This is a genomic window from Methanobrevibacter sp. TMH8, from assembly GCF_020148105.1.
Lineage (GTDB): Archaea > Methanobacteriota > Methanobacteria > Methanobacteriales > Methanobacteriaceae > Methanobinarius.
On record NZ_JAHLZE010000001.1, the window covers coordinates 12,141 to 24,370 of the forward strand.

At 25.1% G+C, this 12,230-nt stretch carries 9 protein-coding genes; 4 read left to right on the top strand and 5 right to left on the bottom strand.

Going from position 1 to position 12,230, the window contains the following annotated elements:
- Positions 1–4: 4 nt before the first annotated feature.
- Complete coding sequence (locus tag KQY27_RS00065; RefSeq protein ID WP_224424541.1) at positions 5–871, bottom strand: hypothetical protein; 867 nt, start codon at positions 869–871, stop codon at positions 5–7.
- 365 nt (positions 872–1,236) lie between these two features.
- Here KQY27_RS00065 and KQY27_RS00070 point away from each other — a divergent pair, with 365 nt between their 5' ends.
- Both KQY27_RS00070 and KQY27_RS00075 read left to right on the top strand, forming a co-directional pair.
- Positions 1,237–2,067 (top strand): hypothetical protein, encoded by an 831-nt coding sequence (locus KQY27_RS00070; protein WP_224424542.1) that lies wholly within the window; start codon positions 1,237–1,239, stop codon positions 2,065–2,067.
- A gap of 160 nt (positions 2,068–2,227) precedes the next feature.
- Positions 2,228–2,524 (top strand): rhodanese-like domain-containing protein, encoded by a 297-nt coding sequence (locus KQY27_RS00075; RefSeq protein WP_224424611.1) that lies wholly within the window; start codon positions 2,228–2,230, stop codon positions 2,522–2,524.
- Between the two features lie 27 nt (positions 2,525–2,551).
- Here KQY27_RS00075 and KQY27_RS00080 read toward each other — a convergent pair whose 3' ends face one another.
- On the bottom strand, positions 2,552–4,054 hold the full coding sequence (locus KQY27_RS00080; RefSeq protein WP_224424543.1) for an MmgE/PrpD family protein: 1,503 nt from the start codon (positions 4,052–4,054) through the stop codon (positions 2,552–2,554).
- Between the two features lie 258 nt (positions 4,055–4,312).
- Here KQY27_RS00080 and KQY27_RS00085 point away from each other — a divergent pair, with 258 nt between their 5' ends.
- Positions 4,313–7,069, top strand: coding sequence for a U32 family peptidase (locus tag KQY27_RS00085; protein ID WP_224424544.1), 2,757 nt, complete (start codon positions 4,313–4,315; stop codon positions 7,067–7,069).
- Positions 7,070–7,268: 199 nt separating this feature from the next.
- Here KQY27_RS00085 and KQY27_RS00090 read toward each other — a convergent pair whose 3' ends face one another.
- A complete protein-coding gene (locus KQY27_RS00090) occupies positions 7,269–7,649 on the bottom strand; it encodes a desulfoferrodoxin (RefSeq protein ID WP_224424545.1) in 381 nt (126 codons plus the stop codon).
- Positions 7,650–8,130: 481 nt separating this feature from the next.
- Here KQY27_RS00090 and KQY27_RS00095 point away from each other — a divergent pair, with 481 nt between their 5' ends.
- The gene (locus KQY27_RS00095; RefSeq protein WP_224424546.1) at positions 8,131–9,750 is read left to right on the top strand and encodes an FAD-dependent oxidoreductase; all 1,620 of its coding nucleotides are present in this window, start codon (positions 8,131–8,133) and stop codon (positions 9,748–9,750) included.
- A gap of 227 nt (positions 9,751–9,977) precedes the next feature.
- Here the strand turns inward: KQY27_RS00095 and KQY27_RS00100 are convergent, their stop codons facing one another.
- Together KQY27_RS00100 and KQY27_RS00105 are read right to left on the bottom strand one after the other, a co-directional pair.
- Complete coding sequence (locus KQY27_RS00100) at positions 9,978–11,201, bottom strand: tRNA(Ile)(2)-agmatinylcytidine synthase (protein ID WP_224424547.1); 1,224 nt, start codon at positions 11,199–11,201, stop codon at positions 9,978–9,980.
- A 223-nt stretch (positions 11,202–11,424) separates the two neighbouring features.
- On the bottom strand, positions 11,425–12,150 hold the full coding sequence (locus KQY27_RS00105; RefSeq protein WP_224424548.1) for a tRNA-binding protein: 726 nt from the start codon (positions 12,148–12,150) through the stop codon (positions 11,425–11,427).
- Positions 12,151–12,230: the final 80 nt, after the last annotated feature.

A 12,230-nucleotide genomic window follows, 5' to 3' on the forward strand; every position in this document is an offset into this window, starting at 1 on the left:
AATATTAATCATCTAATTTTTGGCAATTAGGACAATAATAGACAGTTCCGCCTAAATAAGGTTCTTTATTGAGCTTTCCACCACAAAAAGGACATGGGCTTTTAAATGTCTTAGAAGAAAGAATTACTTCATAACCTCCATTATTGCCAAATAAATCTTTTTCAGTGTTTCTACCACCATTTTTTACCATTTCATCTAATGTATATTTAATACTATTAAATAATGTCTCTATTTGATCTTTAGATAATTTTTTAATCTTTATTTTTGGATGGAGTTTTGCATTGAACAATATATCTTGAAGAGCCCCGTTTCCAATACCAGGGATTCTTTGTTTAGTAGCTATGAAAGCTTTAAGAGAAGTAGTTGGACGAACTTCCTCTAGTAAATCTTCAAAGTATTTAATATCAAAATCATCCGAAAGAGGAGATGGTTTTTCTTTAGCTATATCATGATATTCATTTTTATAGTCTTTAAGTAATGAAACATGAAGCTGAGCATACATTTTAGCTGAACAAACTAGATAAGAAGAATCATCAAACCTAATTAAAAGTTGATGTTTTTCAGGAAGATCTTCATCTTTTTCAATATATCTAATCTGAGCATCATCACTTAAAACAATGATAGTATTATTTTCATTATCTTCTTCAGAATATGATGAATTTTCAGCCAATAATATTTCAATTTGTCCTCCATAAACATTAACATTTGTAACAAATTTACCTTTTAGCATATCAGAATATTCATTTGGATCTTCATAAAAAAAGGCAAATTTATGAGGAGATTTATTTGTAACAACACCAACTACCTTTTTTCCTTTAATTGTTTCATTTAATTGGTTTGCAATAGTATTGCTTTCTGGAATTTCAATCATTTTATTACCCCCTTAATTTTAAATAATTTTATAATAGTTTTTAATATTTTTATAGTTATTTATAATTATTTATAATTATTTTAATATTTTTAATATTTTTAATCATTCCAAATAATTATTAATAATATCCATATACTAATATAATAATTATATATTAATATAATTTTAAAGATATAAATAAATAACATCTTTCAAAATATTAAATTTTCATATTTCTGAAAGATTTTCCATCTGTAGAAATTTAGACTGTTAAAAAATTTTAATTAAAATAAAATAATATATGAAAAAACAATTATTTTTGGTTCTATACTTATATAAACTAAAAAATAAAAGTTTTAGAAAAAATAATAAAAAAGTTGATGAAAATGAATAAAAAGAATTTAATATTATTAGTAATACTTTTTGTAGGTGTTGCTGGACTGGCATTATCTCCAGTAAGTGCAGATACTAAAATCCAAAAAACGAATAAACTCTATTTTAAATATAATGGAGACACTAAACATCCAGGTTCTTCATTTAATAAAAGTATAAGTAAAAAAAGTCTAATTTATGGATATTATAATTATAATAGTTCTAAAAATAAAGATACTCAAGATGGTCCAAATTATATGGGACTTGGAATTTCTGGAAAAAAATCTTATACTTGGCCTGATTATAAACCAACTAAAATACTAGTTCAATTTAAAAAAAATATGAATGGTAAAACATATTATTCTTCAAAAATATTTACCTATAAAGGTGGTTCAGATTTACCATATGGTTATAAAATTGGTTATTGGCCAAAAAACAATTATAAACCATATTATGCTGTATTTTATTATAAGAAAACTATAGCTACTAAAACAACAGACAAAATATACTTCAAAACTAAACATAATGGAGATTTGAATGTTAAGAAAATAGGTCCTAAACCTGGGGACCAAATTGAACTTAGATATAATACTATTTTTCCAGGAACAAAAAAATTAATTCAGACAGACATATTTTTAGGACGTTTTGCAGATTATCCAACCAATTATAAACTATTAAAAGCAACTATTATGTTCGTTAAGAAAGTAGGATCTAAAAACTATTATAATTCAAAAACATTTACTACAACAAAACCAAACTATCATGAGATTAGTTATAATGCTAAAAATGGCTACAAACCATTATATGCCATTGTAACATATAGAATACCCCTAGGATCAAGATAATAGGGTAATATAAAACAGTCTGAAATTCTATAGATGGGAAAATTTTTAGTAATCATGCTCTTATAAATTTTAGTAATCATATTCTTATAAAAATAAAAAATAAAAAATAAATAAAACGAAACCAAAACTATACACAGGTGAAAATATTAGCTATAAAAACATAAAACCAGAAGAAGCAAAAACAAAAATGGAAAACAATGCTAATATAATATTATTAGATGTTAGATCAAAAAAAGAATATGATGAAAAGCATATCCCTAATTCTATTCTTATACCATTAAAAAACTTAGAGGATGAAATAGAAAGTAAAATAAAAGATAAAGATAGTGAAATAATTGTATACTGTAGAAGTGGTAGAAGAAGTAAATCTGCATGTAAAAAATTAGCTAATCTAGGTTATAAAAATGTATACAATCTAGACGGTGGGATAAAAAAGTGGAAATATGAAATTGAATAGTTATATGATAATTTCATAAAATCTATATTAATGAAATATTTTCATAAAAGCAGACATATCATTATCTTCTATATTATCAATGCCCATTTCAATTGAATTCAATTTTTTAATCCCAAAACCACAATTAAGATTCTTAAATTTTTCTAAAAGGTCTTCCTTAGATAATGGATTTTCAGATTCACCTAAAGGAAGTTCAACAAAATCTTCATAGATTTCATTTTTTGTTTCAATAATAACTTTGGAAGGTCTGTATTTAGGAACAGATTTATTGAATTCTTCATTTTCTTCAATAGTTATTTTGTTAAAAATCTGTTTAAAATAGCTAACATCATTATCATTACTATTGCTATTACTATTATCATTAGTATTATTATTACTATTATTAAAATTATCAATAGAATTAGAATTAGAATCATTAAGATTATTAAGAATATCAAGATTATTATAAACATCTTTTTCAATTATATCTAAATCTAAATCATTATTAATCATGGCTGTAGCTATAGCATAAGGTAAACTTTGTTTTATATCTTCTCTTGTCTTTGGACTAAAATTATCATGTTCAGCAGCTATATTATAAGTTTTAACAATGATTTTTTCAATATCCACAATATTGAAATCAAATTTATTATTTATATTCAATACACCATCAATAGAAGAATGTAAATGTCTACAAAATGGATATTTTTTAAAATAAACATCATTAATATGAAATTTACCAATATAATCATTTAAATAAGAGGATAAATATTTATCAAAATCAAATTCTTTATTATTTGAGTCAAAAATATTAATAGCCATTGCTTTTAAAAAACCTTCATCCCCATCAATAATCGATTCAGCACCAGTGAAGCTATTTTTAGCTAAATATGTAGCTAAGATTCCATTATAAACAGCTTTTCCAACATGAAACTGTTTCCCCATAGTTCCATGATGATCTGATTCAAGAAGTCCTGAACTTTGAGTTCCACATAAACCTAAAGTATTAATAATTTCTTCTAAATTTAGATTTAAAAGTTTAGATGCAGTAGCACCAGCTGCAAATGTTCCAATTGTTCCAGTAGTATGAAATCCTTGATTTCTATGATAGGGATTAGCTAAACTCCCAAGAACAATAGCTACTTCATACCCACAAACAATAGATTCAATAAACTTTTTTCCATTGATATTATTTGCTTCGGCTATAGCTAATGCTGTTGGAAAAACAACACATCCTGGATGTAACTGAGCAATACGATGACCATCATCTAAATCAAGAGCATGAGCTGAAATACCATTAATAAATCCCGCATTAACTATATTTGAATAATCATCCCCAATAATTGAAGATTTCCCAAAATTACTATCAAAATCAATACCATAAAGTTGATTAATAGATTCAATAGCTATTTTAGTGCTTTTTTCATGAAAACCTCTATTAGCTACTCCTAAAAAATCTAAAAAACAAAGTTTAGCTTTATCAACAGCGGTTTTAGGAATATCCTTGTAAGATAAATCTACAATAAATTTAGAAAGTTCTTTTACAATCATTTTTATTCCTTATTAGTCAATATTTATTTATTAAAAATATTTTAAAAACTACTATAAATACATATTAACATATGGTAGAAGTAGCTATTAAAGATTAAATTTTTTGTTGATTTTCATTAATTTAGTAAATTTAATTTTATTATAAATATCAAATTATAAAATATAATATAAAAATGAAAGATTTATTTTATATAATTACAATATTATAGTATTACACTATTATAATATTACACTATTACAATATATGAGGTTTAATACATGGTTATGGAATTATTAGCTCCTGCAGGATCATTCAATGTTTTTAAAATAGCTGTCAATCGTGGTGCAGACGCTATTTATTTAGCTGGACAGAATTTTGGAGCTAGAGCATATGCAGAAAATTTTTCTATAGAGGAAATTAAAAAAAGTGTTGAATATGCTCATTTAAACAATGTTAAAGTCTTTGTTACTGTAAACACATTAATAAACAACTTTGAAGTAATAGATCTTTTGAAGTATATATTCAACCTTTACAAAATTGGTGTTGATGCAGTTATTGTTCAAGATTTTGGAGTTTTAAAATTAATTAATACTGTATTTCCACAGATAAAAGTCCATGCCTCAACTCAGATGGGACTGAACAATTATTATAGTATACTTTGGGCTTCAAAAAATGGAGTTTCTAGAGCTATATTTCCTCGTGAAATCAGTGTTGATGAAATAAGCCATATACATTCAAAACTGAAAGAAAATGATATTAATATGGAATTAGAAGTCTTTTCTCATGGAGCATTATGTTATTCTATATCTGGAAATTGTTATATCTCTTCATTAAATAATGGAAGAAGTGGGAATAGAGGAGCTTGTACTCAACCATGTAGAAGAGAATATAAGTTAAAATATAAAGGATATAATATTGATAATGGCTACTTACTTTCAACACATGATTTAAATGTCTCAGATGATATTGAAACACTTCAAAAAGCTGGAATTGATTCTATTAAATTAGAAGGTAGAATGAAGTCAGAAGACTATGTTGGAACCATTGTAAATAGCTATAGAAACATAATTGATAAAAAAGAAGGTAATTTTAAAGATGACTTAAACTTTGTATTTAATCGGAAGTTTACCAGAGGATATCTACTAAACCAAAGTCCTGGAGAAGTCATGGGGAGAAAAAGCTCAGGACATATTGGTTATTACATTGGAGAAATTGTAGAAATAGATGATGAAAATCTTAAAGCTAATAATAATTCTAAAACTAATAAAAGAATTAAAAACACTAAATATACTAGTAATAATAATTCTAAAGCTAATAAACAATCTAAAAATACTAAATATACTAGTAATAATAATTCTAAAGCTAATAAACAATCTAAAAATACTAAATATACTAGTAATAATAATTCTAAAGCTACTGAAAATTTTAAAGGTTTCAAAAATAAAGAAGATGAAAATGATTCAGAGGAATTTATTAAAACTACTAAAAAAATCAAGATATCTAAAGAAAATCCTGTTGATATTCAAATAGGTGATGGGATAGCTTTTAAAATTGGTAAAAAAATTAAAGGAATATACATTGATGATATTATAGAACAAAATGATGATTATATTATCTTCAACACAACAAGAAATGTTAGACTTGGAGATAAAGTATTCATTAGTTATTCACATTCTATTAATAAAGAACTTAAAAAACATAAAAAAGAACATATACAATCTAAAATACCTATTACTTTTAATATTTATTTAGATGATAATTTACATGTTAATATTGTAGCTAAATTTTATTTAAAAGAATCTCATAAAATAGAATTCAATTATAAATCACGACAAACTTTTGAAAAAGCTATTAATAGGCCTATTGGATTAGAAGAAGTTAAAAAACAGCTTTCTAAAACAGGAAATACACCATTTTACATAGAAGAAATTAATATAAAAGATTATCCAAATGATCTTTTTATTCCAACCTCTAAATTAAATGAAATACGTCGTGAAATATTAGATAAAGCTAGTCAACATTTATTAAATTATTATAAACCTTATAGAAATCAAATAAAAGAAACTAAAAATAATTTAACTAACTTCATCAAAAAATATAATGCTAAAGAAATAAAACAATCTAATACTGAATTAGGGATTTCTGTATTTGTTGATAACATTGAACTTGTTGAAATCGCTTCAAATTACCATATAAAAAAGATTTATTTTGATCCATCATATTTATATAATAATCCTAAAGATTATTTTAAAAATATTAAAGATATTTTAATTGATGCTTATATCAAATCCGATTCGACTGAATTTGTTTGGGTTTTACCTTCTTTTATATCAGAGGAAGAAATTAATAAATGTATTGAAATACATGAAGATTTGAAAGCAAAAGAATTTAATATAGGAATTATGAGTGATGTTCCAGGCATTGGAAATTTATTTAATTCAAATATTCATGGAAATCACAATTTAAATGTCTGGAATAGTTTTGCTTGTGAAAATTTAAGTAATTCTGGTTTTAATAGTTCAATATTATCTTCAGAAATATCACATGATGAAATAAATCAATTAAAATCAAAGTTAGAAACTGATGATGATTTTAATCTTGAGCTTATTGTACATGGAAATTTAGAAGTAATGGAAAGTAAAGATGATTTTTCTAATTTGAATAATGGAAAAAATCTTATTATCGATGAAGCTTCTGATTATGCAATATTAGAAGATAAAAAACGAAAAAAATTCAAATATAAAGTCTTATTTGATTTTAATAAAAAAAGTCACTTTAGAAACAAAGATTGTTTATGTTTAATTGATGAATTAGGAAGAATAAAGAACCTTGGACTCAGTTCAATTATATTAGATTGTAGATTTTCAAATAAAAATTATACATCAAGAATTATATCACTTTATTTAGAAGGGTTAAAAAATACAAACAAAAAGAATTTAAACTCACTTAAAAAAGAAGTTCATTCTCTTACACATTCATATCTTAGTAAAGGAAATTTTTTAGACGGGCGTATCCATGAAAAAGATAAAAAATAGAAAAAATGGAAAAAATTGATAAAATTAAAAACTAATTAAGATATAAATATAAACTGAATTAGAAAATAATCTTATTATTAATATAAAAATTAAAAAATTAAATTAATAGATTAATAAATTAATTAATCTTATAGATAATTATTTTATATAAAAATATGTTTTAAATTAACAAAAAATAAATATGAAAAAGTTTTATTAATTAAGACTTCCATAAACCATGAACATTACAATATTCTCGAGCTCTGAGGTTATCGATATCGGCACAAACTTCAAAAACTGCTTTTGGTTCATCTCCCGTGTCTACATATTTTCTATATACTTTTTCTCCAACAAATAGTTCTATAAAGCAGATATGGTGTTCTTCTACCATTGGATGAGGGAGTTCTCCTATTTTAACGATTATATTATCCCCATCTTTTTCTATGACAGGAATATGTCTTTCAGGAGCAACACCTTCTCGTGTTTCGTCTAGAAGTTCCATATTTTCATCACAACAGACTAATTGTCCTTTTCCTTCTACAACTATTTCAACTACTTTTTCACAGACATTACATTTGTATATTTCGTTTAACTTTGACATTAGATCATCTCATTTATTATTTAATGAGCTTTAATTCTATTATATCCTCCATATTGATAATTTAAGTGATAATTTAACCTAATTTTTTTAAATATTATTATAATTATGTTTGTTTTACTATATATTATTCTCTAAATTTACACCAACTATACACCATTATTATCTTAATATTTAGTATTATTATTCACTATTCTAATAAACTTAATAAATTTATATTAATTTATATTAATTTATTTAGTTTACTTAGTTTACTTAGTTCATTAAGTTAGTTCATATATTTATTTAGTTCATTTATTAATTTATTTAGTTTAGTTAGTTCATTAAGTTAGTTCATATATTTATTTAGTTTATTTATTTTAATTAATTTAATTAGTATATTAATAATAATTAATTGATATCTCAAAGATACAATAATTGATAAAATAGAGAAAATTATATTAAATTATAAAGATATATTAATATTAAATTAATATTAAAAGAGTTGATTTTTATTAGAAAAAAACATTTATCATTTTGGTTAGATAATGAAGAAAGTTTAAAATTTCACCCCCTTAAAAATGAAACAACAGTAGATGTGGCTATTATAGGGGGAGGAATAGTAGGAATTACAACTGGATTAATGCTTAAAAATAAAGGTTTTAAAGTCGCAATTATAGAATCAAAAAGAATGGCTTCTGATGTAACTGGATCTACTACAGCTAAACTATCAATATGCTCAAGTATAAATTATGCTCAGATATTATCTGGATCAGGTGAAGAAATAGCTCTAAAATTTAAAGAAGCAAGCATATTAGCTTTTGATAAAATATCTGAAATAATTAAAGAATATAAAATCGATTGTGACTATGAAAGAATGCCATTATATATCTACTCTAGCAATAAAAAAAATTTTAAAGATATTAAAAAAGAATATGATGCATTGAAAACACTTAATATAGATGTTGATTTAACTAATGAATTTTTAACACCATTTAATGAAGAATTACCTAATGAATATAATGAAAATAATGAAAATAGTAAAAGCAATGAAAGTAAAGAAAATAATATTGAATACCATAATAATGGAGATAATAATCCAGAAAATTATGAAAATATTGTAAATAAAGCTATTAAATATAATAATCAAGCTCAATTCCATCCAAAAAAATATTCTGATGCCTTAATAAAACATATTAAAGGGGATGGATCCTATATATTTGAGAGATGTAAAGTATTAGGAATCGAAGAAGGAGAAATAAATAGAGTAAAAACTGAAAATGGAGATGTTTTAGCAAAATCTGTAGTTATAGCTACTAATTCTCCAATCTATGATCCAGATTCAACTTTAAGCTATATGACTCCAGTTAAATCTTATATGCTCGGAGTATATGTTAAAGAAGAACTACCTGATGCAATGTTTGTAGACATAAATCCTTTCCATACATTCAGAAAAACTCCAACTAAAAAAGGAGATTTATTAATTATTGCAGGAGAACATCATATAACTGGACATAGCAAGAATACTAGTGATAATTTCAAAAAGTTAATTGAATTTACAAAGGAAAAATTCGAATTAAAGGATATTGGATATTTCTGGTCCAACCAAGATAATAGACCTAGTGATGGGTTGCCAATTATAGGTGAAACTTCTCAGAAAGGAATCTATGTAGCTACTGGATTTGGTAGTTGGGGAATGATAAAATCAACATTAACTGGAATGGTGTTAACAGACTTGATATCAAATAAAGACAACTCTTATGCTGAAATTCTCTCTCCAAAAAGACTTAAAAATCAAAAATCAATAAAGAAAAAATGTGTAAGTAATTTTAATACAAAAGATTTGAATGATGAAGAATTAAAAATAGTAAATGATGCAATCTCAAAATTAAAAATAGATGAAGCTAAAATAGTTGAACTTCCTGGAAGAGGAGTGTCTATCTATAAAGATAGTGAATCTAATGTTTTCGCCTTACATGCAAATTGTGCTCATTATGGATGCAGACTTAGCTGGAATTCAGCAGAAAAAACTTGGGACTGCCCACAACATGGCTCTATGTTTGATTACAAAGGTAATGCTATTCATGGACCCACAATCAATAATCTAAAGTCATACCTCAAATAAATTAATTTAATAGAATAATTAATTATATAAAAACTCTTAAAAGAATAAAATTAATTTTTTTCTTTTAGTTAATCTATATTTTCATTTAAATTTGAAATAAAAACAATTTAATTTTAATTTAATTAATTATAATTTAATTAATTTTATTAGTCTTTTACTTTTTCTATTTTCATTTTACTTCTAGTTTTCTTTTATCTTACTTCTATATATTATCTTTATCATTATTTTTATCCATGATCTATTCTACATAAAGGTTTAGCTAAATGACGTCTAGCTGATACTGGAGTTTCATAAAAATTACCTTCAATCAAATCCCGTTCTTCTTCAATAGATATTTTTTCAGCATCCGCAAGCTTATTGCCACATTTTTTACATTTAAATCCTTTATTTTTTCCTGCAGAAGTCATTCTTTTTCCACAAACACAAATGGGATTTTCAAAATATCTTTTTTTATTGAGGCTGATTATCCTAATTTTTTCTATGTTAAAAGTTCCACCACAACCAATTCCACCAAATAGTTGAACTTGATCCCCAGATATAAGTTCTTTAACAATATTTCTAAATTCTTTAGTTGGTTCATATGCTGCAGCTTCAATTTCACCAGAATCATCAGCTAAGGTGAAAAAAACATGGCCTCCTTCAATAACATGAGGATTTTCTTTTACATAACCACTTACAATATAACAACCATACTTTTCCATTTCTTCTATTTTAGATACATTTTGAAGATGCATATCAGTATGTTGATTTGTTTTAAAAATACAATAATTTTCAATAGGTTCATTAACTTTTACAATATTTTTAGCTAATTTCAACCCATCTACTGATTCTCCACGAATACCATATAAAATAGGGCATGGAGTTTTAGGTTCAATAGCTATATACTCATTATTGATATCAATATTTTCAAAGGTGTCTAATGTCTTTTGATCCATTTCATAAACAGAATTTTTATCAATCAGACGTTTTTTACCATAATTTTCCTTATTACGATATGTTAAAAGTTCATAAGTATAATCTTCAAGAGGGCAGGATATAGCTGCAATAGAACCAATAATTCCTCTTCCTTTTTTAAACTTGTGGATTTCAGCTCCAATCCTTTTAGCAAAATTTTCTGCTTCTTCTATAGATATAATCGAATAAATAGCTTTCATAGCATAGTTTCTCATTTCAGCTGTGATTTCATCTTTATAAAAAACAACACCAGGATTAGTATTTTCACAAGACAGCTGAGAAAGTTCTTCCACATTTTTAAGGATGATTTCTTTAGCTAACTCAATTTTTTCATTGGAATATCTTCCCATATCAATTTTAAAAGAAATTCCTCCATTTCCACGAGTTTTAAATTTAGCAAAGGGATTTAATCTAATAAGTCTGGGGTGGCCTTCAATAACTATTCCTTCTTCATTTAATTGATTAATTATAGAACAAGCTAGGTAAGTAGTGCACATTCCTTCTGGAGAATCAGTATCATCAATACCTACATAAAAATATTTAATAAAACCACCTTTAAATATTTAATTAAAAAATAAAAACTATAAACACTGTAAATAAAGAATATAATGAAATAAATAAATTAAGAAATTAAGACATAAAGAAACAAACAAGTAAATATAGAAATAAGGAAATAACTAAATTACTAAATAAATAAGTAAATAAGGAACAAAATATAAATTATTTACTTAAATAGCCTTCGAGTAAGTTTCTACTTTCGTTTAATGCTTCTAAAGGAATTCCCTTTGGCATAGCCCCAAGTTCTCCTTCAACATCCTTTAAAATTCCCTCACCAGCACCTAAAAACATTCCTTCACTAGCTATTCCAGAGAAAGTTTCTGGAGGTAACATTGCTATAGCCACATTGTTTCCTTCTTTAACCATTAAATCATTAGTTACTACTTTTATAGCTCTTTTTCCAAGATTTACATTACAAATCATAAGGCCATCATTTTTTGGATGTTTACTAACACTCATGATTTCCCCTACTTTAATATCAATAGATACAATAGGATCATTTATTGGTCCAAATAATATTCTATCCTTTAATCCAAGGATCGTGTCAATGAAGAATCTTGCTTTAGCAATAGCTTCTTCAGCTTTTTCTTTTTCTTCTTTTGGAGTTTGAGCCATGAATTGGTGAGCCCAATCATCTCCTCCTAAGTATCTTACAACAAGTTCTCCTTTTTCTTGAAGATTAGCTATTTCAGGAGTGTTAGCTAAGTCTTCAGGATCTAAGTAAGAATAATTCATGGTTTGAAAATCGCTTTCCATACTTTCAGCACTTTCAATAGCCATCTTTTTATTCCAACGACCTCTAAAACTTCCACTTCTAGCAGTACCAATAAACATAGTAATAGCTTTTTGTCCAAGTAAAAGTCTGTAATCTTTTGTAGTATCCCACATTTTTAATCCTCTTAAATTGTAATATAAAACCTTTAAAAAATCTTTTTGAGATTTCTAAATCAATATATAATATATAGAAT

Excerpts from the sequence above, each read along its gene's own strand:
- KQY27_RS00100 (WP_224424547.1), bottom strand. The coding sequence starts at position 11,201 with ATGTGCACTACTTACCTAGCTTGTTCTATAATTAATCAATTAAATGAA.
- KQY27_RS00105 (WP_224424548.1), bottom strand. The coding sequence starts at position 12,150 with ATGTGGGATACTACAAAAGATTACAGACTTTTACTTGGACAAAAAGCT.
- KQY27_RS00065 (WP_224424541.1), bottom strand. The coding sequence starts at position 871 with ATGATTGAAATTCCAGAAAGCAATACTATTGCAAACCAATTAAATGAA.
- KQY27_RS00080 (WP_224424543.1), bottom strand. The coding sequence starts at position 4,054 with ATGATTGTAAAAGAACTTTCTAAATTTATTGTAGATTTATCTTACAAG.
- KQY27_RS00085 (WP_224424544.1), top strand. The coding sequence starts at position 4,313 with ATGGTTATGGAATTATTAGCTCCTGCAGGATCATTCAATGTTTTTAAA.
- KQY27_RS00070 (WP_224424542.1), top strand. The coding sequence starts at position 1,237 with ATGAATAAAAAGAATTTAATATTATTAGTAATACTTTTTGTAGGTGTT.
- KQY27_RS00090 (WP_224424545.1), bottom strand. The coding sequence starts at position 7,649 with ATGTCAAAGTTAAACGAAATATACAAATGTAATGTCTGTGAAAAAGTA.